The organism is Mesorhizobium sp. CA12 (genome assembly GCF_020165255.1).
In the GTDB taxonomy this organism is placed as follows: domain Bacteria; phylum Pseudomonadota; class Alphaproteobacteria; order Rhizobiales; family Rhizobiaceae; genus Mesorhizobium.
The window spans coordinates 120,703-144,292 of the sequence record NZ_JAIUHT010000004.1 but is presented as its reverse complement, the minus strand read 5'-3'; the positions used below and the strand labels follow the sequence as shown (position 1 = coordinate 144,292).

Below are 23,590 nucleotides of genomic sequence, written 5' to 3'. Positions count from 1 at the left end.
CGATACGCCCTTGCCCAAATCGACAGACGGAGACTTGCCGTGAGCGCTGAAAAGACCAGAACCGAAACCGATACGTTCGGCCCCATAGAGGTGGCGGCCGACCGCTATTGGGGCGCGCAGGCGCAGCGTTCGCTGGGCAATTTCAAGATCGGCTGGGAGAAGCAACCGGCTTCGATCGTGCGCGCGCTCGGCATCGTCAAGCGCGCCGCGGCCGAAGTGAACATGGAGATGAAACGGCTCGATCCGGTCATCGGCAAAGCGATCGTCGAGGCGGCGCAGGAAGTGATCGACGGCAAGCTTAACGATCATTTCCCGCTGGTGGTTTGGCAGACGGGCTCGGGCACGCAGTCCAACATGAATGCCAACGAGGTGATCTCCAACCGGGCGATCGAGATGCTCGGCGGGGTGATGGGCTCGAAGAAGCCGGTGCATCCGAACGACCACGTCAATATGAGCCAGTCGTCCAACGACACCTATCCGACGGCCATGCATATCGCCTGCGCCGAGCGGGTCGCGCACCACTTGATCCCAGCACTGCACCATTTGCACAAGGCGCTCGGCGCCAAGGCCCGCGCCTTCAACCATATCATCAAAATCGGCCGCACCCATACCCAGGACGCCACGCCGCTGACCCTCGGCCAGGAATTTTCCGGCTATGCCGCGCAGGTCGCCTCCTCGATCAAGCGCATCGAGCTGACGCTGCCCGGTTTGCAGGAGCTGGCGCAGGGCGGCACCGCCGTCGGCACGGGCCTCAACGCGCCGGTCGGCTTCGCGGAAAAGGTGGCGGACCGTATCGCCGCCATCACCGGCATCGCCTTCGTCACTGCCCCGAACAAATTCGAGGCGCTGGCGGCGCATGATTCCATGGTGTTCTCGCATGGTGCCATCAACGCGGCGGCCGCGGCGCTGTTCAAGATCGCCAACGACATCCGCCTGCTCGGCTCCGGCCCGCGGTCGGGTCTCGGCGAGCTCTCGCTGCCGGAAAACGAACCGGGCTCCTCGATCATGCCGGGCAAGGTCAACCCGACCCAGTGCGAGGCGCTGACGCAGGTCTGCGTCCAGGTGTTCGGCAACAATGCAGCACTTGCCTTCGCCGGCAGCCAGGGCCATTTCGAGCTCAACGTCTACAACCCGCTGATGGCGTATAATTTCCTGCAGTCGGTGCAGCTGCTGGCTGATGCTTCCGTTTCCTTCACAGACAATTGCGTGGTCGGCATCGAGGCGCGCGAGGACAATATCAAGGCGGCGCTCGAACGCTCGCTGATGCTGGTGACGGCGCTGGCCCCCACTATCGGCTACGACAACGCCGCCAAGATCGCCAAGACCGCGCACAAGAACGGAACGACCTTGCGCGAGGAGGCCTTGGCCACCGGGCTGGTCAGCGAAGCCGATTACGATCGGCTGGTGCGGCCCGAGGATATGACGCATCCGGGCTGACGATTGCATCTCTTCTTAGGAAGAAGCGTACGAACCATTTTGCAGGGGGAGAATTTGCTCCCACTGCCGATTCTCGCGACATGAATTTCGCGCGCGCCGCGTAATCTAAGAATGAAGATTCTGTGAACAATGTGTCGCCACATAGGCGGCTTCTGGTGAACAGTCTCTATCGTTTATCTGACGGGCCATTCAACCGTTCGGAGAACCGCCATGTCCATCAACTCTTCCGTCGCCGGCAACGGCGCAACATCCAGCAGCTCCACGACAATCCTGTTGGGTCGCGTCCTGCTTGCCATCATCTTCCTGCTTTCCGGCTTCGGCAAGCTCACAGCGATTTCCGGCACCGCCGGCTATTTCGGCGCTCTCGGCCTGCCGGTGCCGACCGTAACGGCCGTCGTTGTTGGGCTGATCGAGCTGCTTGGCGGCCTTGCCATTCTCGTCGGCTTCCAGACCCGGATCGCTGCCTGGGTGCTCGCCATCTTCACGATCGCCACTGGGCTGGTCGCTCACACCGGCTGGGCCGACCAGATGCAGATGATCCAGTTCCTCAAGAACCTCGCCATCACCGGCGGCTTCATCCTGCTCGCCTCCTCCGGCGCCGGCGCCTATTCGATCGACGCCAAGCGCGGCTGATCTTTTCCTCCCATACTGAAGCAATCCTCCCAAACTGAAACGAAAGCGGTGCGGAATTTTCCGCATCGCTTTTTCGTTTTCCGGTTGTAGGCGTAGACTGCGCCGGCAGCCGGCCTGATGCCGGCAAGGGAGATGACCAATGCCCCGCAACGCATTGCTTCTCGTCTCGCGGCTCCTGCTCGCCGCGTTGTTCGTGCCCTCCGGTTTCCAGGCGCTCACCAATATCGCCGGCACGACCAGTTACTTCGCTGGCCTCGGCCTGCCGCTGCCGACCTTGGCGGCATGGGGCACAGGCCTGTTCGAGTTGATCGCCGGGTTGTTGGTCCTCGTCGGTTTCCAGACGCGGATCGTGGCGCTGCTGCTTGCCGCCTTCAGCGTAGTCGCCGGTTTCATCGGCCATTACGGCCAGGGCGCGGACGACGCCACGCTGTCCTTCATGCACCAGCAGATGCTGATGAAGGACATCGCCATTGCCGGCGGCTTTCTGGCGCTGGCCATGGCCGGCGCCGGCGCATGGTCGGCGGACGGGCGTGGCTTCGGAATCGGCGCCGACGTCAGCTGATCCGTTATTTCACCGAGACGCTCGGCCCGCCCTCGACCGCGAGCACCAGGCGGCGATTGGTGATACGCGCCAGTTGCGCCAGCCGGCCGGCCGGGCGCTCACCATAGAGGTCGGAAAGCGAGGCCGGCAGCACCAGCGCGAGCGCTCCGTTGCCGCGGTTCTCCCATTTCAGCCTCGGCATCACGCCCGGCATAGCCGCCGTCAGCAGATAGACGACGCGCATCATGGCCGCCAGCGTGCGGGCGCGTTCCAGAAGGCGCGGCGGCGCCAGCGCCTTGATCTCGGGTGCGATGCCGTCGTTGAAGACGCCGTCATGGCGATAGGCGTTGGCCAGAGCCAGATAGGCGCGGCCCGGATGGTCGACGCCGGTGAAGGAGGCATGCGCGATAATGTTGAGCGACTGCCGGCCGCGATATTCCGGATGCGCGCGCCAGCCGATATCGGCAAGCAGGCAGGCGGCATGGCGGTAGCGTGCCTCGTCTTCCGTCTCATCAATGCCGAAGGCCTTGAAGGCCTTGCCGGTCCATTCGACCAGGTCGTGCGCGTGATGCACCGAGCGCGAGCGCAATAGCGCCAGTTCCTCGGCGGCCGAGATCAGCGGGTCGGCCTTCTGCTCGGCGGCGTCGAGCAGCGAGTAGAGGAAACCCTCGCGCACGCCCTGCGCCGAGACGACGATCTTCGACGGCTGCATGGCCGACATGATCTCCTGCAGCACGACGGCACCGTAGGGCAAGAGCGAGCGGCGGTTCTTGGAAACGCCCTCGATGCCCCTCACCTTCTCGACCTCGCTGCGGGCGACCTGCTTGAGGAAAGTCTGCGCGCTGTCGGCCGATATCTCGTAGTGATGCATGACGCCGAGCGGGTAGTTGTTCATCTCCATATGCAGCCGGGCAAGATTTCGCCAGGTGCCGCCGACTGCGTAGAAAACCCTGCCCTGCCCGCCCTTCAGAAGCTTCGCCCGCGCCAGTTCCTGGCGCGCGATCTTCTGGGCCTGCACGAGCGAGTTCCTGGCCATGTCCTGCAGGCGCAGGCCGCCGAGCGGCAACGTGATGCCGTCGCCTATCGCTTCGCCATTGATGTCGATCAGCTCGAGGCTGCCGCCGCCAAGGTCGCCGGCGATGCCATTGGCCGGATGGAAACCGGAAATGACGCCGAGCGCCGAATAATAGGCCTCCTGACGGCCGGTGAGCACGCGGATCTCGGTCTTCAGCACCTCCTCGGCACGGTGGATGAAATCGGGGCCGTTGCCCGCCTCGCGCGCGGCGGCTGTCGCCAGCACATAGATGTGCTCGGCACCCGCCTGGTCCGAGAGCGCGCGGAACCGGCGGAATTCCTCCATCGAGCGCGTCACCGCCTCGGGATCGAGCTTGCCCGTCGAAACGATGCCGCGGCCGAGGCCGGCCAGCATCTTCTCGTTGAACAGAAGCGTGGGCGAGCGCGCCAGCCCCTCATAGACGACAAGGCGAATCGAGTTCGATCCGATGTCGATGATCGACAGCGGCCGCCGGTCCTGAAGCCGGCCCTGGGAAACTGCAGTCACGCGGCGCTGTTCTTCTTGCGGCGCTTGAACTGGGCAATGCGCTTGGGCGCATGCGATTTCAGCGCGTCGCCCCGCCCGGAGAGGCTCGGATTGGTCATGAAATATTCCTGCGCGTTGAACGGCTCCTCGCCCTCCTCCAGCACAGCGCGCCGGGAGGTGCCGTCAGCCAATACGTCGAAACTTTGCTGGTTGTCCATGATGTTGCCCAGCATGATCTGGCCAAGCACCTGTTCATGCACAGTTGGGTTGGTGATCGGCACCAGGGTCTCGACGCGGCGGTCGAGATTGCGCGGCATCATGTCGGCCGACGAGATGTAGACGACCGCCTCGTCGGACGGCAGGCCGTGGCCGTTGCCGAAGCAGAAGATGCGGCTGTGCTCGAGAAAGCGGCCGACGATCGATTTCACCCTGATGTTCTCGGAAAGACCCGGCACCTGCGGCCGCAGACAACAGATGCCGCGCACGACGAGGTCGACCTCGACGCCGGCGCGGCTGGCGTCGTAAAGCGCGTCGATGACGGTCGGATCGACCAGCGCGTTCATCTTCATCCAGATGCGCGCCGGTCGGCCGTCGCGGGCATGAACGATCTCGTCCGAGATGTGTTTCAGGATGCGCTTGCGCAGCGTGAAGGGCGATACGGCAAGGCGCATCTCCTCGGCGGGCTCGGCATAGCCGGTGATGAAATTGAAGAGCTGCGCGACATCGCGCGCGATCGTCGGGTCGGTGGTGAAGAAGGACAGGTCGGTGTAGATACGGGCGGTAACCGGGTGGTAGTTGCCGGTGCCGAGATGCACGTAGTTGCGCAGCCGGCCATCCTCGCGGCGCACGATCAAAGACATCTTGGCGTGGGTCTTCAGCTCCAGGAAGCCGAACACGACCTGGACGCCTGCGCGCTCGAGGTCGCGCGCCCAGCGGATGTTGGCTTCCTCGTCGAAGCGCGCCTTGAGCTCGACAAGTGCCGTGACCGACTTGCCGGCCTCGGCGGCGTCGATCAGCGCGCGCACGATCGGGCTGTCGTTAGAGGTACGGTAGAGCGTCTGCTTGATCGCCACCACTTCCGGGTCGGCGGCGGCCTGGCGCAGGAACTGCACCACCACGTCGAAGGACTCGTAGGGGTGATGGACGACGATGTCCTTCTCGCGGATGGCGGCGAAGCAGTCGCCGCCATGCTCGCGGATGCGCTCGGGAAAGCGCGGATTGTAGGGGGTGAATTTGAGGTCGTCGCGCGGAATGGCGACAATCTCGGAGATCTGGTTGAGCGCCAGCGGGCCGGTGAGCACGCTGATTCGGCTCGATGACACGCCGAGCTCGCCGGCGACGAAGTCCCGCAACGCAGCCGGCATCAGCGTGTCGAATTCGATGCGGATCACCGAGCCGCGACGGCGCCGCTTCAGCGCCGTTTCGAACAGGCGCACCAGGTCTTCCGACTCTTCCTCGACCTCGATGTCGCTGTCGCGGATGATGCGGAACGTGCCGGAGCCTTTGACCTCGTAGCCGGGGAAAAGCTTGCCGATATAGATGCCGACCACTTCCTCCAGCGGAATGAAGCGGACATGGTTCTTGCGGTCGGGCAGGCGGATGAAACGCCTGAGCGCCACCGGCAGGCGCAGCAGCGCGCTCATCTCCTCGCCATTCTTGCGATGGCGCAATTGCAGGGCGATGGAAAAGCCGAGATTGGGGATGAACGGAAACGGATGCGCCGGGTCGATCGACAGCGGCGTCAGCACCGGGAAAACCTGTTCCTGGAAATGCTCCTCCAGCCAAGCCTTCTCATCCTTGCTCAGCGCGTCGCGGGTGATGCTCTCGATGCCTTCCTTGTTGAGCAGCGTCATCAGCGCCGAGAGGCTCTTCTGCTGGTCTTCCTGAAGGCGCTCGACCTCCCGCAGCAATTGTTCCAGCTGCTGTTCGGGCGTTCGGCCGTCCGGGCTCTTCAGCGCGATGCCCTCGCGGACCTGGCCGGCAAGGCCGGCGACGCGGACCATGAAGAACTCGTCGAGATTGGCGGCAGAAATCGACAGGAAGCGGACGCGTTCAAGCAGCGGATGATGCTCGTTCAGCGATTCCTCCAGCACGCGGCGGTTGAATTGCAGCCAGGAGAATTCGCGGTTGACGAAACGATCGGGATTGCCGCCGTCGGGGCTTGCGGCCTCGACGGTGATGAACTCGCTCTGCACAGGCTTCAGTTCGTTCATGGTTTCCTGCTCTTGCCCGCAACCGTTCCCAGGAGGCGCCGCATACTGCCGTTCAACGACGCTCTAGCATGTCTTTATGACGCATGATCGTCACGGAATCGCTCCGGCACCGGCCCCATGCGCTTAACCGGCTCAACTTATCCTCTGCCAGCCTTTTGCGACAGTTTGATTTCATCGATCTTGCAAACTGGCCTGTTATGCTCCAGATGCAAACTGGTCACACCCACTGGCCGAACCAATTGGAGACGACGATGGCAGGCGGCAGCATTCCCCATTTCCAGAACGACGCGGGCCATCCGGTCATCGAGATCGGCGTCAAGGAATTCATGTGCACCGGCGCCAACCCGCCTTTCGACCATCCGCACGTGTTCCTCGACATGGGCGACGACAATGAAAAGGTCTGCCCTTACTGCTCGACGCTCTACCGCTATTCACCGTCGCTGAAGGCGACGGAAACGCAGCCGGCCGGCTGCCTCTATGTCGATCAGGCCGCCTGATCACCCCGATCAACCATGACTGAAATAAGGTCCCGGCAGATCGTCATCGCCGGGGCTGGCATTGCCGGGCTCGTGGCGGCGCTTGCCTTTGCCGAGCGTGGCTTCCCGGTAACACTGTTCGAGCAGGCCAGGCAACTCGAAGCGGCCGGCGCCGGCCTCCAGCTTTCCCCCAACGCGACCCGGATCCTGCGGCGGCTCAGCGTGCTCGATCGCCTGCTGCCCAACGCGATCCGGCCGCGAGCGGTGGTGCTGAAGGACGCAAGGAGCCTGCGAGAGCTGGCGCGCGTGCCGCTTGGGGAAACCGCAGAAAAGCGATGGGGGGCGCCCTATCTCGTGGCGCACCGCGCCGACCTGCAGGCGGCGCTGAAGGCGGCAGTGGCGGAACGGCCCGGTATCGCGCTTGTCACCGGTGCGCGCGTTACCGGCTTTGCCGTCGACCCGCAAAGGGTTACCGCGACGGTCGAGATCGACGGCAAGGCGACGGATGTCGCATGCGGTTTGCTGGTTGCAGCCGACGGCGTCTGGTCGTCGGTTCGCGCCAAGCTTGCCCGGACGGCCGGCTTTGCGGCAAGCCGCTTTTCGGGCGAACTCGCCTGGCGCGCGACGGTCCCGGCGGAAAGCGCCGCCGGCCAGGCTTTTATGCAAATCGGAGCCACCGACAGCGTCACCACTTTCCTGCATCCCGGCTTCCACATGGTCGCCTATCCGGTGAGCAAGGGCAGCGCCTTCAATCTGGCAGCCTTCACCAGGGGCGAGCGCATCGCCGAAGGCTGGTCCGGGCATGCGGATCCCGCCGTACTTTCGGCAGCGATGCGGGGCACGGCGGCAACGCTGGCGAAGCTGGCGGCGCTGGCCGGGCCGTGGACGGCCTTCCCCATCCACACGGTCGCGCAGCGGCGCTGGACCATGTCGGAGGGAGTGGCACTGATCGGCGATGCCGCGCACGCCATGACGCCGTTCGCGGCGCAGGGCGCGGCCATGGCGATCGAGGATGCCTCGATGCTCGCCAATCTCGTTGCCGACTTCCCCGGCGATCCAGCTCAAGGCCTTGCCATATGGGAAAATCTCAGACGCCCGCGCGTCGAGAAGGTGCTGAAACGCGGCGCTCTCAATCGGCTGGCCTGGCACGCGTGGGGACCGGTGGCGATCACACGCAATCTCGTGCTGGCGGCGCGACCGGCGGAAAAGCTCGCGGCGGACCTGGACTGGCTCTATGGGTGGGAGGACCGGGAGGTTGTGCGGCGGTAGCGTCTGCCACCAGCTGGATAGGCCGGCGGGACAGCACCCCCCCTCTGCCCTGCCGGGCATCTCCCCCGCAAGGGAGGAGATTGGCAGCTTGGGCGCTGGCTCCCGCCTTGCGACGTTGATGATTGGCGAAAGCAGCCACGACAGCTGATTTCCCCCTTGTGGGGGAGATGGCCGGCAGGCCAGAGGGGGTGTGACGGAACGGCGTTTGCAAATTCCCATCAACCCTCAATCATACAACCTCAATGACCACCCCAGCGATACCGGCAGCGGGTTCCACCAGCCGGTGCGCAGACCGGCGGTGCGCAGCGCCGCCGCGGTCCACGTATTGCAACCGACCAGCGCGTTGAAATGGCCGTTGGCCTCGTAGAAACGGTCGAAAGTTGAATAGCCCGCATTTTCAATCGCCCTCGGCCCGCCCGCCTCTCCCTGCCGGAAGCTTGCCGCGATATAGTCGAGCAGCGCCGAGAAATGTTCCTCATCGACGTCAAAACCGGCGACATCCGGATGCGGCTCAAGAATAGCCCCCGCAGCATCGACATGCATCACCGAGGCGTCGAGCGTAAGCGCCTTCAGCACCGGCATCGTCTTCAATTGCGACCAGGTCGGCGTCTCCAGATAGAAGGCGCGGCCGCCCCAGCCGAAGACGATGTAGCGCGCCCCCGGAGCCTCGATCGGCAGGCCGGTATCGGCGAGAAAGGCAAAGCGCCGGCGCACGCCGTCATCGAGGGGCACGGCGATGTCGGTGTGGATCGGGTTCTTCAACACCAATATGTGCCGCGTCCCCTGGCCTTCGGCCCGTGCCGCCGGCCAGAACGGACGCGGCACCAGCGTGCCGAGCGCGGCGGCAAGCACCGCCGCTCCCAACAGCATCACCATATATCGCAGGACTCGTCTCATCGGGTGCGTTCGTTCCGTCTCGTCTGCGTCAACCCCAGGATAACCTGGACGATCAGGCTAGACGATTTCGCAGCGTCAACCAAAAATGAGCCGATCCTTGTCCGATCGCCCGAATGCAAAAAAGCCCGGCTGTTTCCAGCCGGGCTTCCGAAAATTTAGCGTTGCGCCCGCTCAGTGCAGGATCTGCGACAGGAAAAGCTTTGTGCGTTCATGGCGCGGATGGTCGAAGAATTCGGCCGGCGTGTTCTGCTCGACGATCTGGCCCTGATCCATGAAGATTACGCGGTTGGCCACCTTGCGGGCAAAGCCCATCTCGTGGGTGACGCAAAGCATGGTCATGCCCTCTTCCGCCAGCCCCACCATCGTCTCCAGCACTTCCTTGATCATTTCCGGGTCGAGCGCCGAGGTCGGCTCGTCGAACAGCATGATGCGCGGATTCATGCACAGCGAGCGCGCGATCGCAACGCGCTGCTGCTGCCCGCCGGAGAGCTGGCCCGGATATTTGTTGGCCTGTTCCGGTATCTTGACGCGCTTAAGGAAATGCATGGCGATTTCCTCGGCCTGCTTCTTCGGCATCTTGCGCACCCAGATCGGCGCCAGCGTGCAGTTCTCCAGGATGGTCAGATGTGGGAACAGGTTGAAATGCTGGAACACCATGCCGACCTCGCGGCGCACCTCGTCGATCTTCTTCAGATCGTTGGTGAGTTCCTTGCCGTCGACGATGATCTTGCCCTTCTGGTGCTCTTCCAGCCGGTTGATGCAGCGGATCATGGTCGACTTGCCGGAGCCGGACGGACCACAGATGACGATGCGCTCGCCACGCATCACCTTGAGGTTGATGTCCTTCAGCACATGGAACTCGCCATACCATTTGTGCATGCCGACGATGTCGATGGCGACATCGGTGGTGGAGATGTGCATCTTGGCGGCGTTGACCTTGATTTCTTCCGCGCTGACGGCGTTTTCGGTGGCCATAACCTGTTCCCTTTTTATCGTTTATAACCGGTGTCGAGCCGGCGTTCGGTGTACATTGAATAGCGCGACATGCCGAAGCAGAACAGCCAGAAAACGAAGGCGGCAAAGATCAGGCCGGATCTCGCGGTCTGTGGGGTTGCCCAGTTGGCATCGGCGAAATTCTGCTTCACCACGCCGAGCAGGTCGAACATCGAGATGATCAGGACCAGGCTGGTGTCCTTGAACATGCCTATGAAGGTGTTGACGATGCCCGGAATGACCAGCTTCAGCGCCTGCGGCAGCACGATCAGGCTCATCTTCTGCCAGTAGCCGAGGCCGAGCGAATCGGCGCCCTCATACTGGCCCTTCGGGATCGCCTGCAAGCCGCCGCGAATCACTTCGGCCATGTAGGCGGCGGCAAACAGCGACACACCGATCAACGCACGCAGATACTTGTCGAAAGTAACGCCCGCGGGCAGGAACAGCGGCAGCATGACGCTGGCGAAGAACAGCACCGTGATCAGCGGAATGCCGCGCACCGTCTCGATGAAGACGATACAAAGCCATTTGATGATCGGCATCTTCGAACGGCGCCCGAGCGCCAGCACGATGCCCAAAGGCAGCGACACCGCAATGCCGACGAAGGAGAGGCTGAGCGTCACGAGAAGCCCGCCCCAGCGCGAGGTCTCGACAACCGGCAGGCCGAACACGCCGCCAAGCAGCAGGAAGAAGGCGACGATCGGCAGCGCTACGAACAACAGCACCGCATTCAATCCCTTGCGCGGCACGCGCGGGATCAGCATCGGCACCAACAGCGCCACGAACAGGATGGCGACCAGGATCGGCCGCCAGCGCTCCTCGATCGGATAGGTGCCGAACATGAACTGGCCGAACTTGGCGTTGACGAAAGCCCAGCAGGCACCGGTCCAGCCGTCGGGCTGGATGCCGCCTTGCGTGACGGTGGTGCAGACGGTGCGATCCGGCCCGGTCCACTGGGCATTGAGAAAGGCCCAGCTGATGACCTGCGGCAGGATCCAAAGCACGATGGCGATGCCGAGGATTGTGAGGACGGTGTCGCCGACCGAACCGATCAGGTTCTTGCGCACCCAGGCATAGGCGCCGCGTTCGGTAGGCGGGGCCGGCTGGGCAAGCGCCATCTCGGTGCGCACCCAGGACATGTCATGTTCCTGCATGGCCCTACCTCTCCACCAGCGCCATTCTGGCATTGACGATATTCATGACAAAGGACGTCACCAGGCTCAGCACCAGATAGGCGATCATCATGATGAAAACGCCCTCCACCGCCTGCCCGGTCTGATTGAGCACCGTGCCGGCGGTGGCGGTAAGGTCCGGATAGCCGATAGCGATCGCCAGCGAGGAGTTCTTGGTCAGGTTGAGATACTGGCTGGTGAGCGGCGGGATGACTATGCGCATCGCCTGCGGGATGACCACCAGCCGCAGGATCGGACCGGAGCGGAGGCCCAGCGCCGCCGCCGCTTCGCTCTGCCCTTTGTTGACGCCCCTGATGCCGGCGCGCACGATCTCAGCGATGAAGGCCGCCGTGTAGAAGGAGAGCGCCAGCAAGAGCGACAGGAATTCCGGCTTGACCCAGAAGCCACCGGTCAGGTTGAAGGTCGACTGCTTCGGAAAATCGAAGGTGAGCGGCATGCCGCCGAGCAGGAAGGCCAGCACCGGCAGGCCGACGATAAGTGCGACCGATGTCCAGAAGACCGGAAATTGCTGGCCCGTCGCCTTCTGCCGCTGTCGCGCCCTGTGGGCGACGAACCAGACCATTGCAATGGCGAGCAGCAGTGCGACGCCGATCAGCCAGGAGCCATCGCCCCAAACGGCGCGCGGAAAATAGAAGCCGCGCTGGTTGAGGAACGAGCCGAAAGGCAGGTGGATGCTCTCGCGCGGCGGCGGCAGCACGGCCAGCACGCCGGAATACCAGAAGAAGATGACCAGCAGCGGTGGGATGTTGCGGAAGATCTCGACATAGACCGTGCAGATCTTGCGGATCAGCCAGTTCTGCGACAGGCGGCCGATGCCGATGGCGAAGCCCACGATGGTCGCAAGCACGATGCCGGCGGCGGCGACAATGATCGTGTTGAGCAAACCGACGACCAGCGCGCGGAAATAGGTCGAATCGGACGTATAGGCGATCGGCGTGTCGGAAATGTCGAAGCCGGCCCTGCTCCTGAGAAAACCGAAGCCCGACGCGATGTGCAGACGCTGGAGGTTTTCGATGACGTTGTGGACGATCCACCAGATCGAACTGAACAGCAGGATCACGACCAGCGTCTGAAAGAACAGGCTGCGAATTCTCGGGTCATTGATGAAGGAGCCGCGACTCGGCTCCTCGCGAAGGATTTCCTGCGAAGCCATGGACCGTCCTCTGGAAAGAGAAACCGGGAGACAGACGACCTGCCTCCCGGATCACGTTTCAATCAGCGGATCGGCGGACCGTATTGCAGGCCGCCTTTGGTCCACAGCGCGTTGATGCCGCGCGCGATCTTGAGCGGGCTGCCCGAGCCGACATTGCGCTCAAACATTTCGCCGTAGTTGCCGACAGCCTTGACGATGTTGACGACAAAGTCGTTGGAGAGGCCGAGATCGGCGCCATACTTGCCGTCCGGTTCAGTGCCGAGAAGGCGCTGGATGTTCGGGTCGGTTGACGTCTTCATCTCATCGACATTGGCCTGCGTGATGCCGGCTTCTTCGGCGTTGAGCAGCGCGAAATACGTCCAGCGCGCGATATGCGCCCACTGGTCATCGCCCTGGCGCACGGCCGGGCCGAGCGGCTCCTTGGAGATGATCTCGGGCAGCACGACATGGTCGGCCGGCGAGGAGAGCGTCAGACGGATACCATAAAGGCCGGACTGGTCGGTGGTGTAAGCATCGCAGCGACCGGCGTCATAGGCGGCGTTGACCTCTTCGAGCTTCTCGAACACGACGGGGTTGTACTCCATCTTGTTCTTCTTGAAGTAGTCGGCGAGATTGAGCTCGGTGGTGGTGCCGCTCTGCACGCACACGGCGGCGCCCGAAAGCTGCAGCGCGGAGTTCACGCCGGGCAGCTTCTTGGCGTTGATCATGAAGCCCTGGCCGTCATAGTAGGTGATGCCGACAAAATCGAGGCCGAGCGCGCTGTCGCGGTTGCTGGTCCAGGTGGTGTTGCGCGACAGGATGTCGATCTCGCCCGATTGCAAGGCGGTGAAACGCTCCTTGGCGCTTAACGGCGTGAACTTCACTTTGGAGCCGTCACCGAAGACAGCGGCCGCAACGGCGCGACAGAAGTCCGCGTCGATGCCCTTCCAGTCGCCCTTGTCGTCCGGCGCCGAGAAGCCGGCGAGGCCGGTCGAGACGCCGCACTGGATAAAGCCCTTCTGCTTCACGGTATCGAGCGTGCCGGCCGAGGCGGCAGACGCCATGAACCCGAGCGCGGCGACGCCAAGAATGCCGATTGCAATGTGTTTCATGACCCACAGACCCTTTTCTGTTACAGGCGCCCCTATCGCCAGGCGACGCTTGATCTTTTTTCGTTTGTGAATGCAGCTCCCACTCCAAGGCCCACTCCCGGGACCCGCATCGGTTGCGATGCGCTGCCTCCCATTCACGAAACGCATCGAAGGCGATTATTCCTGTGAGGTCAAGGGAAATGACCGATTCCTCAGAGGTTTGAAAGCAATTGCCGCAAATGCCAGAATTGCGGACAAGAGCACATGAAACCGGCAGGCGATGCGAACAAATCAGTCAAGTCGCGGCGTCGCGAATCCGTGCTCCTGCGGCAGAATCCGCTGCGGCAATAGCGTTCTTTACTGGGCTTGAGCGCCTTTGGATTGGCCCAGCGGAAGACCGACTTTTGGATGGCGCGGCGCGGTTGCGCCGGCTTTGCAGCCGCTTTATGGCTGGTCCCCTGACATCATTCGATAGGCGACGAACCATGGCTAGAGACGGCATCGAGATGGGCATCAACACGCTGCTTGCCCATTCCGGCAACAACCCGCGCGACTATTTCGGCTTCGTCAACCCGCCGGTCGTGCATGCCTCGACAGTGCTTTATCCCGACGCCGCTTCGATGGCTGGGCGCAGCCAGAAATACACTTACGGCACCCGCGGCACCCCGACGATGGACGCGCTGACGCTCGCCGTCGATGCGCTGGAAGGCTCTGCCGGCACGATCGCGGTGCCTTCCGGACTGGCGGCGGTGACGGTGCCGCTGCTCACCTTCCTTGCCGCGGGCGATCACTTGTTGATCGTCGACAGCGTCTACCACCCGACGCGCCACTTCGCCGACACGATGCTGAAGCGGCTCGGCGTCGAGATCGAATATTACGAGCCGCGCATCGGCGCCGGCATCGCTTCGCTGATCAAGCCAAACACAAGGGTAGTGTTCACCGAATCGCCGGCATCGAACACCTATGAGGTGCAGGACATCCCGGCGATCTCCAAGGCTGCACATGCGGCGAACGCCATCGTGATGATGGACAACACCTGGGCGACACCGCTCTATTTCAAGCCGCTCGACCATGGCGTCGACATCTCGATCCACGCGGCGACGAAATATCCGGCCGGTCATTCCGACGTGCTGCTCGGCCTGGTTTCGGCCAACAACGCCTGCTGGACAAAGCTTTATGATGGGTTTTGCGCGTTGGGCTGCTGTTCCGGTCCCGACGATATCTACCAAGTGCTGCGCGGCCTGCGCACGATGGGCGTGCGGCTCGAGCATCACCGCAAGAGCGCGCTCGACATCGCGCGCTGGCTGGAGGAGCAGCCTGGCATCGCGCAGGTGCTGCATCCGGCGCTGGAAAGCCATCCCGACCATGCGCTCTGGAAGCGCGATTTCTGCGGCTCGAGCGGCGTCTTCTCGATCGTGCTCAACGGCGGCGGCCAGAAGGCCCAGCACGCCTTTCTCGATGCGCTCAAGATCTTCGGCCTCGGTTATTCTTGGGGCGGCTATGAAAGCCTCGCCGTTCCGGTCTTCCTCGGCGACCGCATGCTTGCCAAAGGCTCGTATGCCGGCTCGCTGATCCGCCTGCAGGTCGGGCTCGAGGATGTCGAAGATCTCAAGACCGACATTCTGCGCGGGCTCGCGGCGGCCGCCGCAGCCGGATGACAGGCTGATCGGCGCGGGAATCCGCACCGGCGGCAGACAAGCCCCGGTCGAAGCGGTAGCATGGTCCGTGCAACCAGCTCGGGAACCTTTTGTCGGCAGGCGCATCCAACCGTGGGTGCTACATCTGTCGGGAGATCGGGCGCGATGATAAAGCCCGCCATCGAAACCGCCGAGGTCGGTATGGCCGAAGCCGGCGACATGGCATTGGTTCGCCGGGCGCTTGCGCGCGATCCGAATGCGTTCCGTGCCATCATCAAGACGTACAATCAGCGACTCTACCGCATCGCGCGCGGCGTGGTGCGCAACGACGCTGAGGCCGAGGACATCGTGCAGGAGGCCTATTTGCGCGCCTTCGCCAGTCTCAGCAGCTTTCGCGGCGAGGCTTCGCTCTCCACGTGGCTGTCGCGCATCGTCATCAACGAAGCGCTCGGCCGGCTGCGCAAGCGCAAGCGCGTCGCGGCCATGCATGAGAACCCGGAGGCGCAGATCATCCGGTTTCCCTTGAATCCAACCGACTTGAACCCAGGCGACGATCCGGAGCGGACGATGGCGCAGCGGCAGATTCTGAGGCTTGTCGAACGGGCGACCGACAGCCTCCCCGATGTCTATCGCACCGTCTTCGTCGCCCGCGTCATCGAGGGCCTGAGCATCGAGGAAACCGCCGATTTTCTCGGCGTGAGGCCCGAGACGGTGAAGACCAGGCTGCACCGGGCGCGAACGCTGGTGCGAAAGGCACTGGACGACGAGATCGGTCCGGTGCTGCTCGACGCCTTCCCCTTTGCAGGCCGGCGTTGCGAGCGGCTGACGCAGGCGGTGATGAAAAGGCTGGATTTCGAGCTCTAACTTCCCGGGAACGTTTCGACGCGTCCGGCATCCAATCTACCGTCAACCTCAAATGAAGCCCGAGGCAAGCGCCGTCGGGCAAAGGAGATGCCATGTTCATGCGATTAACCGCCGCCCTCGCCGCCCTTTCCTTCGTGAGCACGGCGCCGCTGGCGCTAGCCGCCGAAAAGCCCACCGATCCGCAGATCGCCCACATTGCCTATACGGCCGGCACGCTCGACATCGAAGCGGCCAAGCTGGCGATCAAGAAGTCCAAGAACAAGGAGGTCGTCGACTTCGCCAAAGACATGGAGCGCGACCACGAGGCGGTGAACAAGCAGGCGCTCGAGCTCGTGAAGAAGCTGAAGGTCACGCCCGAGGACAACGACACCAGCAAGGCCCTGACCAAGGCTGCGAAGGAAGAGGACGCCAAGCTGGCGAAGCTCAAGGGTGCCGCCTTCGACAAGGCCTATATTGAGAACGAAGTGGCCTATCACAAACAGGTCAACGGCGCGCTCGAAACCTTGCTCATCCCCTCGGCCAGCAATGCTGAGCTGAAGAGCCTGCTGGAGACCGGCCTCAAGGTTTTCCAGGGACATCAGCAGCATGCCGAACACGTCGCCGGCATGTTGAAATGAGGCCGCTTTTGCTTTGTTTTGAGGCAATTCCTGACGGAAGGCTACGGCGAAGTCGCTGCGCCCAATCGTTCCACACTTTTCCAGGAATTGCTCCGGTCACCCTAGCACTGGCGCTCATCGCATCGCCGGCGTTCGCGGCGTCGATCGAGATAACGATCGACAAGCTGGTCTTCTCGCCCGCAAACATTCAGGCCAAGGTCGGCGATACGATCGAGTGGACGAATAAGGATGTGATCGCCCACACCGCGACAGTGAAAGGCGGCTGGGACGTGATGATCCCGGCAAAGTCGAAGGGCAAGATTACGCTGGAGGCGGCGGGGACAGCGGACTATTTCTGCCGCTTCCATCCCAACATGAAGGGCCATGTCGAGGTGGCGCCCTAGCTATCCGAGAGCGAGGCGCGCGCAGCGCCTCGCTTGACCTTGCAGCAATCCCATGCCGAAAGCAGCCTCAGCGCCACGCGCCGCATTCGTACAATTTCATTCGGGCGAATTGCCGAACCGACTCTGCAAACCGTCGTAAAGGCTTGGCGCGATTGAGAAAGCCGAGGCCGCTGGCGGCGCGTCCGGCGCGGATCGCTGTGCAATAATATTCTCTTCAGCGGCGAATCTACGGATTGGTTTGGCTTTCAAATCCGCGGCTTCAGCGGCATTGCGGGCAACGCAATTCCACCTCTTCGATCCAGGGCCTGCCATGGCGTTTCGCCTTTTCGTTCCGATCCTTGCCGGTGCGACGCTTCGCGAACGGCTGCTTGCCTGCATCGGCGCTACCATCGGTATCGCGCTCACCGGCATGATTAGCGGGCTCGCCATGGGTAGCGGCCCGCTTGTGGCGATGCTGGTGGCGCCAATGGGCGCTTCGGCAGTGCTGCTCTTTGCCGTTCCCTCGAGCCCGCTGGCGCAGCCCTGGTCGATCATCGGCGGCAACACGATTTCGGCGCTGGTTGGCGTGACCGTGGCGCATTTTGTGCATGACACGGTGGTCGCCTCCGGCCTAGCGGTGGCGCTGGCGATCGCCGCCATGTCGTTCACGCGCTCATTGCACCCGCCGGGCGGCGCAGCGGCGCTTACCGGCGTGCTCGGCGGGCCGGCCGTCGCCGCCGCGGGCTTCCTGTTTCCCTTCGTGCCGGTAGCACTCAACTCGACCATCCTGGTTGCGCTCGGCTTCCTTTTCCACAAGCTGTCGCGGCGCAACTATCCCCATGTGCACGTGCCCGCCGCCCGCGGCCACGGCACCGCCGACCGGCCGCCGACCGAGCGCGTCGGCTTCCGGCCCGAGGATGTCGACGCCGCCCTCTCGGCGCTCGACGAGACCTTCGACATCGACCGTGACGACCTGGAGCGCCTGCTGCGCCAGGTCGAGTTGCAGGCCATGGTGCGCTCGCAGCGTACGCTGCTTTGCAAAGACATCATGTCGCGCGATGTGATCTCCGTGGCGGAAAAGGCGTCGGCCGACGACGCGCGCAAACAGCTGATCGACCACAACATCCGCACCTTGCCGGTGATCGACGCGGACGGACGGCTCTCCGGCGCGGTCGGTCTGCGCGAGCTGACAAGGGCGACCGACACGGTCAAAGGGGTGATGTCTAAGGCCGGCACAGCCTCACCCGACACCCCGGCGATGAGTCTGCTGCCGGTGCTGACCGACGGCCGCAGCCATGCCGTGGTGATCGTCGATGCCGAGCGGCGCATCCTCGGCCTGATCACCCAGACCGACCTGCTCGCGGCCGCCGCACGCCTGCAGCAGGCAGACAGGGCGCCGTTGAAAGCGGTGGCCTAAGCAAGGCCCTCACCCGGCAAGCCGGCTGCCAGGTCGAGACGCTGCCGCCGGTCATGTCGCCGCGGCGCCCTCGATCAGGCGGTCCGAAGGGACAGCGTCTTCAGGCCCAGGCTAGCCAGGCGGTGCCGGCAAGAAGCGTCACCAGCGTCAGCGGCAGGCCGACCTTAAAGAAAGCCGAGAAGGAAAGCTCCTTGCCGGCAGCTTTTGCCTGCTCGGCGACGATCAGATTGGCAACCGAGCCGAGCAGCGTGAAATTGCCGGCAAGCGTCGAGCTCATCGCCACGACCAGCCAGGCGCGCGCCGGGTTTTCCAGCCCAGGAACGAAGGGCCGGAGCGCCAGCACCGCCGGCACATTGCTCATGATGTTGGAAAGCACCGCGGTGAAGCCGGAGAGCCGCCAGACATCGTCGAGTCCGATGTTCTTGGCCCAGGCGATCATGTCGGGCGTGAGCAAGGTGCGCTCGGCACCCGCCACCACCACGAACAAGCCGGCGAACATGAAGAGCAGCGGTCCATCGATCTCGCGGTAAATGCGCCGCGGCTTGATTGCCCGCGTGACCAGCAGGAAGGCGCCGGCAATGAGCGCCGCCTTCGCGACGGGAACGCCGGCGAAGAAGGCGAGCGCCAGCAACACGCACATGATGGTGGCCTTCAGGACCTGCCCGGGCAGCATGCGGCCGCGATAGACTTCCGGGCTGAGCTCGGCAGGGCGGGAGAATTCGGCCCGGTAGACGATGCGCACGATGACGATGACGCAGAGCAGGCCGAACAGCGCCACCGGCGCGAGCGCCAGCGTGAAAGCCGGATAGGAAATGCCGGACAGCGCACCGATCACCATGTTCTGCGGGTTGCCTGTGATGGTGGCGACGCTGCCGCAGTTCGAGGCCGTGCAGGTAGCGATGAGGTAAGGCACAGGGTTGCGGTTGATGACTCGTGTGACGTGCACGACGATCGGCGCCATCACCAGGCAGATCGCGTCATTGACCAGGAAGGCCGAGAGCGCGCCGGTCAGCAGCGTCACCATTACCAAAAGCATGAAGGGCGCGTGGGCATGCTCGATGGCAAAGCCGCCGAGCGCCCGAAACGCGCCCGAGACCTTCAGATGCGCCACGACGATCATCATGCCGAGCAGCAAGGTTATGGTGTCGAAATTGATGGCTCTGTAGGCATCCTCGATGCCGATCGCGCCGATTGCGATCATGGCGGCGCCGCCCAGCAACGCGATGCCGGCGCGGTCGAGCCGCAGGCCCGGAATACGGCCGACGGCGACGCCGGCATAGGTGAGCACGAGGATGAAAAGCGCGCCCGCGCCGGTCCATGTCATTGCAAGAAGGTTCCCTTTGCGTGCCCTGATCCGTCGACGCATCGGGGCGGCACCACATTTAACAACGCCAGCGCAAAGGGAAAGCGCACAAGCGCGTGAAAGCCTTATGTCGCTTTCACGCCTTTCACATTCATAAACCCTAATGTAAAGAATAGTGAATTAACATATGTGACCGATAATCCAGGCGTTGGGGTCTAAACGGATGAACACGGTCGTTGAAGCGGAACATGGCGTCCCGTCACGGGAGGAACTGATGCGCCCGCAGGAATGCTCCCGCTGTCACGGGGCCAAGAAGGTTTTCGTTTGCGCGCGCTGGCTGAGCTCGAACGGCCATTGCTGCCCAGAGGGCACGCACCGGCTGAATTGTCCGGGACACAGTATCGTGTGCCTCGAATGCAGTGGGCGCGAGGGCTAGCGGGATTCGCCGATCTGCCGCCGGTCGACCGCAACGCTGCCGAATCCTGTTCTGTGGCAGCAATGATCATCTGCCTGCGATGCGCCCTGCGACGGCAAATGCTTCCGCTCCTTGCCGTAGTCGCGCTGATCGCCGCCTAGCCCGCCAAAACTCGCCGAAACGCAGATCGGGAACCGCGACGCCAGCCGCGAGGCAATCGCCCGGCGGCGAAGCTGAGGGACGCGCTGGCGACACTCCGAGGCCTGGTCGCATCGTGGGCCGTCAGATGCGGCCGAGCAACACCAGGATGATCACGATGACCAGGACGAGTCCGAGGCCGCCGCCGCCATAATAGCCGGTGCCGTAGAAAGGCCCTCCGCCTAAGCCGCTGAAGCCGCCAAGCAGGGCAAGAATGAGAATGATGATGAGAATCGTGCCGAGGCCCATGGTTTCTTCCTCTCTGACAGTGCGATCCCGCGCATTGCTATCGAGGAAGTGAACTCGCAAGCCGCGCGCATGTTCCGCCGACGTCGAAGCCGGCTTCTGCTTTCGGACGACACGATCGGTGGCTCAATCCGCTTGGAACCATTTCGCAGCCGGCAACGTTGGAGCCTGCCCATCCGGGCAATCTTGATAAGAAGGCAGGCAAATGGGCGTATCGATCCTTATCGGCATATTGATCACTTTCCTGGTGGTGATCCTGGTGCTTTACCTCGTGCAACGCCTGCCGCTCGATGCCCGCGCGCGCCAGATCGCGCAGATCATCGTCATCATCATCGGAATCGTTTCGCTGCTCAAATATCTTGCGGTGTTCTAGCCGCGATCCATATTCGACACCCGGAAACTTCAAAAACCTGGCGTCCCCATGAGAACCCTGTTGATTGCACTTGCCGCAGGCAAAATGTTGTGCGCCGGCCCAATGTTGTGCACCGTGAGCGCCGCCTACGCCCGGCCGGACACACGCGCGATGACTTGCGAGCAGACGCAGACGCTGATCAAAAGTGATCGTGCCGTGGTCTTGAGCACAGGCGCGGATACTTATGACCGATTCGTTCGGCAATTCGGCAATGAGTGCGACTGGCCGGAAGTGCCTGTGTCGACGACTGTTCCCACCAAGGACGGCGAGTGCCGCGTCTATCGGTGCGAGGAGCCGATCAACCTCCCCGACTGACCGTGCTTCTTGCACGCAGGCGTGGAACCATCGCAACTTGTTGCGGGTTTTAGCAGCGGGCAGCGGGACCTGCCGGGGCGAGCGAAATTGGCTCTGTGCATAGCCGCAGGAGGAACAGCAATGCCTGAAATCGCGCGCAGCGGGAGTTGCCTGTGTGGCGGGGTGCAGTTCCGCGTCACTGGGGAGCCGCTCCGGGTCGGCCTCTGTCACTGCAAGGACTGCCGCAAGACAAGCGGATCGGCCTTCCATGCCTACGCCGTATGGCCGCTAAAAGCGTTCGAAACCACCGGCATCACCAGCAGCTATGGCGCTCGGAGCTTTTGCCCCACCTGCGGAAGCCGCGTTCCGTTCGTTGGCGACGACGAGGCCGAAGTGACGATCGGTAGCCTGGACGTTGCGCCAACCGAAGGGCTGGTGCCGAGCTATGAACTCTGGATCGGACGCCGCGAGCCCTGGTTGCAGGCCCTGCCCACGGCGCGCCAGTTCGAGCATGACCGAATCGCCGATGATTCGGCCGCAAGCGCTGAAGCCGACCTGGAGCCGCGGCAAAGACTGGCTTAGGTTGATCTCTTGGCAGACTTTAGTCTGAACGACAGAAACCTTCAGTCTGGTGACGGCTTCGGACGTCCGGGAGGACGCCCAGCCGCGGATTGATATGCGCGGGCTTTTCTCGAAGTTTCGCGTTTTTCAACCACCGGTCGGTTTGCCAGTCAATCGGCTGACGCTAGCATTTAGATATGCTGCAAATATGAGGCGGCAAGCCGGCTTGGCTCCCTGCAGCAGCACGCAAAGAGTTTTATTCTTTTTACAAAATATAAGAATTTTCAACCATGCCTTTTGCGGAAATACAGCCTCTGGGGTTGTTTCGCCTGCTTGTCCGCCGCGTTTTCGCGTAAAACGCCAGGCGGCAGTTGCAACATCAAAGTGAAAATTCTTTCGGCTCGAGAAATTTTTCTTCGCCGTCTTTCCGGTTATATCAGCATGACATCCCCGAATTGCCAGTGGCAGCAAGTCTTATGACTTCCGGCCTTGTACAAAAGGCCATGTTTGTTTCTTACCGTTTTTGCGACATAGTGCTGCCAAAGCTTGAAACCGGACGGGGCGGTTTTCATGACGTCGGCGCCTGAACACGGCCGCAACATGCACATGCGGTATCCACCGATCGACGGGTTCTGGACCTGGGACATCAAGCGCGACCGCGTTTATGGCGACGCCAATCTTTCAGATTATTTCGGTCTGACACTCGATGAGTTCTCTCATGGCGCTTCGCTTGAACGATGCATGCAAAGCATCGATCAGGACGATCGTTCACGGGTTCGGCTGGCGATCCGCAAGGCCGTGGAGCGCAGGTCCGCATTCAGGGAGGTCTATAGGGTCCATTCCGAAAAGATGGGGTTGCGCAAGATCCTGGCCGTCGGCCAATGCTATGTTGACGGGACGGGCGAGGCAGCGCTCTATCCCGGCTGGTTCGTCGATTTGACGGACGACGCCGCGTGCGAAGAGCAGGCGCTGCGCGAGATCCGCAACCATGTCGGGCAAGCCAAGGACCTAGCGCGGTCGATCGGACACGACCTGATGTCCTATCTCCTGGACAACATCGAGGAAGAGGTCGAGCAGCGGCTTAGCGCAAGGCTGGGGAGGCGAAGATCGTCTTGAAGCAGCTTTCGCCGATTGCTCGCGGGTCAATTTCGCTTGCCGCGCCGGCCGACTTCAGCCACGACCATGCGCGCAAAATGCGACTGGGGCGACCGGCGCTCTATGAGCTTGGCCCGCTCCAGGGCTGCATCGCCGTAAAATTCGATCAACACGCCGGCAGCCTTGGCGGCGTCGGCTTTCAATCGGCCGAAATCGGCTTGCCCGCTCTCGCTTGGGGGCTCGCTCCTGGCGATCACGTCAAGCATGGCTTGCAACTTGTCGGGAGTGCTGCCCTCGTCTTCGTGCATGGTCGCCATCCGATTGGGCGCGTAAAATATCGACATTTCCGCGCGATGTCCAACAGCTTCGTTGATCGGGCGTCCTCAGTGCAACCGAGTACAGCTTCACCGCGAGCGAGGCGATAATCTTCGTACAAGCATAGTGAGCCAAACTTACCGCACCGACATTTGGGGGCACCCATGGACCAGCCTAGCAAAATGGAAAACCTGCAATTTGCGCAGGGAATCCTGCGAGAACTTCGCCAGAAGGCGGAGGCCGATGGCGAGAAGCTTCTGACCTACCTGATCGACATGGCTTATCTCGAAGCCAGCGACCGCATCCGCGCCCACTGGATCGGCAACCACGAACACGAAGGCCGCCGAGCCAAGGGCTAAGGCCTGCCGGGCCGGGACAACCAGCCGGAACGCAAAAAAGCCCGCCATGCCTTCCGGCACGGCGGGCAGATCAAAGCGCG

The 23,590-nt window shown here is 62.8% G+C and carries 26 protein-coding genes; 15 read left to right on the top strand and 11 right to left on the bottom strand.

Going from position 1 to position 23,590, the window contains the following annotated elements; genetic code table 11:
- Nucleotides 1–39 precede the first annotated feature (39 nt).
- The 3 genes from fumC (at nt 40) to LB520_RS09570 (ending at nt 2,632) form a co-directional block, all read left to right on the top strand.
- Complete coding sequence (gene fumC, locus LB520_RS09580) at nt 40–1,437, top strand: class II fumarate hydratase (protein ID WP_140840772.1); 1,398 nt, start codon at nt 40–42, stop codon at nt 1,435–1,437.
- A 210-nt stretch (nt 1,438–1,647) separates the two neighbouring features.
- Nucleotides 1,648–2,070, top strand: a complete 423-nt coding sequence (locus LB520_RS09575) for a DoxX family protein (RefSeq protein ID WP_224637322.1) — start codon at nt 1,648–1,650, stop codon at nt 2,068–2,070.
- Between the two features lie 139 nt (nt 2,071–2,209).
- Nucleotides 2,210–2,632 (top strand): DoxX family protein, encoded by a 423-nt coding sequence (locus tag LB520_RS09570; protein WP_224637321.1) that lies wholly within the window; start codon nt 2,210–2,212, stop codon nt 2,630–2,632.
- Between the two features lie 4 nt (nt 2,633–2,636).
- On the opposite strand, the gene ppx is transcribed toward LB520_RS09570, so the two are convergent.
- Nucleotides 2,637–4,172: an exopolyphosphatase gene (gene ppx, locus LB520_RS09565; protein WP_224637320.1), complete on the bottom strand. Its 1,536-nt coding sequence runs from the start codon at nt 4,170–4,172 to the stop codon at nt 2,637–2,639.
- Complete coding sequence (locus LB520_RS09560; protein ID WP_224637319.1) at nt 4,169–6,364, bottom strand: RNA degradosome polyphosphate kinase; 2,196 nt, start codon at nt 6,362–6,364, stop codon at nt 4,169–4,171. Before LB520_RS09560 ends, ppx begins: the two co-directional genes overlap by 4 nt.
- Nucleotides 6,365–6,615: 251 nt before the next feature.
- Between LB520_RS09560 and LB520_RS09555 the strand changes: the two genes are divergently transcribed.
- Nucleotides 6,616–6,861 carry a zinc-finger domain-containing protein gene (locus LB520_RS09555; protein ID WP_027169907.1) on the top strand — a complete coding sequence of 82 codons (246 nt, stop codon included), beginning with the start codon at nt 6,616–6,618 and terminating at the stop codon, nt 6,859–6,861.
- Between the two features lie 15 nt (nt 6,862–6,876).
- Nucleotides 6,877–8,109 (top strand): FAD-dependent monooxygenase, encoded by a 1,233-nt coding sequence (locus tag LB520_RS09550; RefSeq protein ID WP_224637318.1) that lies wholly within the window; start codon nt 6,877–6,879, stop codon nt 8,107–8,109.
- Nucleotides 8,110–8,334: 225 nt separating this feature from the next.
- On the opposite strand, the gene LB520_RS09545 is transcribed toward LB520_RS09550, so the two are convergent.
- The 5 genes from LB520_RS09545 to LB520_RS09525 form a co-directional block, all read right to left on the bottom strand.
- The gene (locus LB520_RS09545; protein ID WP_224637317.1) at nt 8,335–9,006 is read right to left on the bottom strand and encodes a TIGR02117 family protein; all 672 of its coding nucleotides are present in this window, start codon (nt 9,004–9,006) and stop codon (nt 8,335–8,337) included.
- A gap of 171 nt (nt 9,007–9,177) precedes the next feature.
- The gene (locus LB520_RS09540; RefSeq protein WP_176477089.1) at nt 9,178–9,927 is read right to left on the bottom strand and encodes an amino acid ABC transporter ATP-binding protein; all 750 of its coding nucleotides are present in this window, start codon (nt 9,925–9,927) and stop codon (nt 9,178–9,180) included.
- Between the two features lie 68 nt (nt 9,928–9,995).
- Nucleotides 9,996–11,153, bottom strand: a complete 1,158-nt coding sequence (locus LB520_RS09535) for an amino acid ABC transporter permease (RefSeq protein ID WP_095768429.1) — start codon at nt 11,151–11,153, stop codon at nt 9,996–9,998.
- A gap of 4 nt (nt 11,154–11,157) precedes the next feature.
- On the bottom strand, nt 11,158–12,345 hold the full coding sequence (locus LB520_RS09530; protein WP_224544663.1) for an amino acid ABC transporter permease: 1,188 nt from the start codon (nt 12,343–12,345) through the stop codon (nt 11,158–11,160).
- A 62-nt stretch (nt 12,346–12,407) separates the two neighbouring features.
- Nucleotides 12,408–13,436, bottom strand: coding sequence for an amino acid ABC transporter substrate-binding protein (locus tag LB520_RS09525; protein ID WP_140545460.1), 1,029 nt, complete (start codon nt 13,434–13,436; stop codon nt 12,408–12,410).
- A gap of 464 nt (nt 13,437–13,900) precedes the next feature.
- On the opposite strand from LB520_RS09525, the gene LB520_RS09520 reads away from it, so the two are divergent.
- The 5 genes from LB520_RS09520 (at nt 13,901) to LB520_RS09500 (ending at nt 18,312) form a co-directional block, all read left to right on the top strand.
- Entirely contained in the window at nt 13,901–15,073 is a 1,173-nt protein-coding gene (locus LB520_RS09520) for a cystathionine beta-lyase (RefSeq protein ID WP_224637316.1), read from the top strand.
- A gap of 144 nt (nt 15,074–15,217) precedes the next feature.
- Nucleotides 15,218–15,916 carry an RNA polymerase sigma factor gene (locus LB520_RS09515; protein ID WP_224637315.1) on the top strand — a complete coding sequence of 233 codons (699 nt, stop codon included), beginning with the start codon at nt 15,218–15,220 and terminating at the stop codon, nt 15,914–15,916.
- 92 nt (nt 15,917–16,008) lie between these two features.
- Nucleotides 16,009–16,533: a DUF4142 domain-containing protein gene (locus LB520_RS09510; protein ID WP_224544660.1), complete on the top strand. Its 525-nt coding sequence runs from the start codon at nt 16,009–16,011 to the stop codon at nt 16,531–16,533.
- The gene (locus tag LB520_RS09505; protein WP_224637314.1) at nt 16,530–16,916 is read left to right on the top strand and encodes a cupredoxin family copper-binding protein; all 387 of its coding nucleotides are present in this window, start codon (nt 16,530–16,532) and stop codon (nt 16,914–16,916) included. Before LB520_RS09510 ends, LB520_RS09505 begins: the two co-directional genes overlap by 4 nt.
- Nucleotides 16,917–17,226: 310 nt before the next feature.
- A complete protein-coding gene (locus LB520_RS09500) occupies nt 17,227–18,312 on the top strand; it encodes an HPP family protein (protein ID WP_224637313.1) in 1,086 nt (361 codons plus the stop codon).
- A gap of 100 nt (nt 18,313–18,412) precedes the next feature.
- On the opposite strand, the gene LB520_RS09495 is transcribed toward LB520_RS09500, so the two are convergent.
- Both LB520_RS09495 and LB520_RS09490 read right to left on the bottom strand, forming a co-directional pair.
- The gene (locus tag LB520_RS09495) at nt 18,413–19,636 is read right to left on the bottom strand and encodes an anion transporter (RefSeq protein WP_224637312.1); all 1,224 of its coding nucleotides are present in this window, start codon (nt 19,634–19,636) and stop codon (nt 18,413–18,415) included.
- 676 nt (nt 19,637–20,312) lie between these two features.
- The gene (locus LB520_RS09490) at nt 20,313–20,477 is read right to left on the bottom strand and encodes a DUF3309 family protein (protein ID WP_095768421.1); all 165 of its coding nucleotides are present in this window, start codon (nt 20,475–20,477) and stop codon (nt 20,313–20,315) included.
- A gap of 202 nt (nt 20,478–20,679) precedes the next feature.
- Here LB520_RS09490 and LB520_RS09485 point away from each other — a divergent pair, with 202 nt between their 5' ends.
- The 3 genes from LB520_RS09485 to LB520_RS09475 all read left to right on the top strand — a co-directional run bounded on the left by LB520_RS09485 (nt 20,680) and on the right by LB520_RS09475 (nt 21,762).
- The gene (locus tag LB520_RS09485; protein ID WP_095768420.1) at nt 20,680–20,847 is read left to right on the top strand and encodes a Thivi_2564 family membrane protein; all 168 of its coding nucleotides are present in this window, start codon (nt 20,680–20,682) and stop codon (nt 20,845–20,847) included.
- A 48-nt stretch (nt 20,848–20,895) separates the two neighbouring features.
- Nucleotides 20,896–21,201 carry a hypothetical protein gene (locus LB520_RS09480; protein ID WP_224637311.1) on the top strand — a complete coding sequence of 102 codons (306 nt, stop codon included), beginning with the start codon at nt 20,896–20,898 and terminating at the stop codon, nt 21,199–21,201.
- A gap of 120 nt (nt 21,202–21,321) precedes the next feature.
- Complete coding sequence (locus tag LB520_RS09475) at nt 21,322–21,762, top strand: GFA family protein (RefSeq protein WP_095768418.1); 441 nt, start codon at nt 21,322–21,324, stop codon at nt 21,760–21,762.
- A gap of 126 nt (nt 21,763–21,888) precedes the next feature.
- On the opposite strand, the gene LB520_RS09470 is transcribed toward LB520_RS09475, so the two are convergent.
- Entirely contained in the window at nt 21,889–22,212 is a 324-nt protein-coding gene (locus LB520_RS09470) for a hypothetical protein (protein WP_224637310.1), read from the bottom strand.
- Between the two features lie 99 nt (nt 22,213–22,311).
- On the opposite strand from LB520_RS09470, the gene LB520_RS09465 reads away from it, so the two are divergent.
- Nucleotides 22,312–22,857, top strand: a complete 546-nt coding sequence (locus tag LB520_RS09465; protein ID WP_095768417.1) for a hypothetical protein — start codon at nt 22,312–22,314, stop codon at nt 22,855–22,857.
- A 26-nt stretch (nt 22,858–22,883) separates the two neighbouring features.
- Here LB520_RS09465 and LB520_RS09460 read toward each other — a convergent pair whose 3' ends face one another.
- Nucleotides 22,884–23,144: a hypothetical protein gene (locus LB520_RS09460; protein WP_210200012.1), complete on the bottom strand. Its 261-nt coding sequence runs from the start codon at nt 23,142–23,144 to the stop codon at nt 22,884–22,886.
- A gap of 189 nt (nt 23,145–23,333) precedes the next feature.
- On the opposite strand from LB520_RS09460, the gene LB520_RS09455 reads away from it, so the two are divergent.
- The gene (locus tag LB520_RS09455; protein ID WP_176477083.1) at nt 23,334–23,510 is read left to right on the top strand and encodes a hypothetical protein; all 177 of its coding nucleotides are present in this window, start codon (nt 23,334–23,336) and stop codon (nt 23,508–23,510) included.
- Nucleotides 23,511–23,590 lie beyond the last annotated feature (80 nt).

What these genes read in the sequence shown, in the direction of transcription:
- LB520_RS09495 (WP_224637312.1), bottom strand. Translation starts at nt 19,636, where the DNA reads ATGACATGGACCGGCGCGGGCGCGCTTTTCATCCTCGTGCTCACCTAT.
- LB520_RS09570 (WP_224637321.1), top strand. Translation starts at nt 2,210, where the DNA reads ATGCCCCGCAACGCATTGCTTCTCGTCTCGCGGCTCCTGCTCGCCGCG.
- LB520_RS09480 (WP_224637311.1), top strand. Translation starts at nt 20,896, where the DNA reads ATGAGAACCCTGTTGATTGCACTTGCCGCAGGCAAAATGTTGTGCGCC.
- LB520_RS09460 (WP_210200012.1), bottom strand. Translation starts at nt 23,144, where the DNA reads ATGCACGAAGACGAGGGCAGCACTCCCGACAAGTTGCAAGCCATGCTT.
- LB520_RS09475 (WP_095768418.1), top strand. Translation starts at nt 21,322, where the DNA reads ATGCCTGAAATCGCGCGCAGCGGGAGTTGCCTGTGTGGCGGGGTGCAG.
- LB520_RS09500 (WP_224637313.1), top strand. Translation starts at nt 17,227, where the DNA reads ATGGCGTTTCGCCTTTTCGTTCCGATCCTTGCCGGTGCGACGCTTCGC.
- LB520_RS09560 (WP_224637319.1), bottom strand. Translation starts at nt 6,364, where the DNA reads ATGAACGAACTGAAGCCTGTGCAGAGCGAGTTCATCACCGTCGAGGCC.
- LB520_RS09515 (WP_224637315.1), top strand. Translation starts at nt 15,218, where the DNA reads ATGATAAAGCCCGCCATCGAAACCGCCGAGGTCGGTATGGCCGAAGCC.
- LB520_RS09525 (WP_140545460.1), bottom strand. Translation starts at nt 13,436, where the DNA reads ATGAAACACATTGCAATCGGCATTCTTGGCGTCGCCGCGCTCGGGTTC.
- LB520_RS09490 (WP_095768421.1), bottom strand. Translation starts at nt 20,477, where the DNA reads ATGGGCCTCGGCACGATTCTCATCATCATTCTCATTCTTGCCCTGCTT.
- LB520_RS09455 (WP_176477083.1), top strand. Translation starts at nt 23,334, where the DNA reads ATGGAAAACCTGCAATTTGCGCAGGGAATCCTGCGAGAACTTCGCCAG.
- LB520_RS09510 (WP_224544660.1), top strand. Translation starts at nt 16,009, where the DNA reads ATGTTCATGCGATTAACCGCCGCCCTCGCCGCCCTTTCCTTCGTGAGC.
- LB520_RS09555 (WP_027169907.1), top strand. Translation starts at nt 6,616, where the DNA reads ATGGCAGGCGGCAGCATTCCCCATTTCCAGAACGACGCGGGCCATCCG.
- LB520_RS09530 (WP_224544663.1), bottom strand. Translation starts at nt 12,345, where the DNA reads ATGGCTTCGCAGGAAATCCTTCGCGAGGAGCCGAGTCGCGGCTCCTTC.
- LB520_RS09485 (WP_095768420.1), top strand. Translation starts at nt 20,680, where the DNA reads ATGGGCGTATCGATCCTTATCGGCATATTGATCACTTTCCTGGTGGTG.
- LB520_RS09545 (WP_224637317.1), bottom strand. Translation starts at nt 9,006, where the DNA reads ATGAGACGAGTCCTGCGATATATGGTGATGCTGTTGGGAGCGGCGGTG.
- LB520_RS09520 (WP_224637316.1), top strand. Translation starts at nt 13,901, where the DNA reads ATGGCTAGAGACGGCATCGAGATGGGCATCAACACGCTGCTTGCCCAT.
- LB520_RS09540 (WP_176477089.1), bottom strand. Translation starts at nt 9,927, where the DNA reads ATGCACATCTCCACCACCGATGTCGCCATCGACATCGTCGGCATGCAC.
- LB520_RS09505 (WP_224637314.1), top strand. Translation starts at nt 16,530, where the DNA reads ATGAGGCCGCTTTTGCTTTGTTTTGAGGCAATTCCTGACGGAAGGCTA.
- LB520_RS09465 (WP_095768417.1), top strand. Translation starts at nt 22,312, where the DNA reads ATGACGTCGGCGCCTGAACACGGCCGCAACATGCACATGCGGTATCCA.
- LB520_RS09550 (WP_224637318.1), top strand. Translation starts at nt 6,877, where the DNA reads ATGACTGAAATAAGGTCCCGGCAGATCGTCATCGCCGGGGCTGGCATT.
- LB520_RS09575 (WP_224637322.1), top strand. Translation starts at nt 1,648, where the DNA reads ATGTCCATCAACTCTTCCGTCGCCGGCAACGGCGCAACATCCAGCAGC.
- LB520_RS09535 (WP_095768429.1), bottom strand. Translation starts at nt 11,153, where the DNA reads ATGCAGGAACATGACATGTCCTGGGTGCGCACCGAGATGGCGCTTGCC.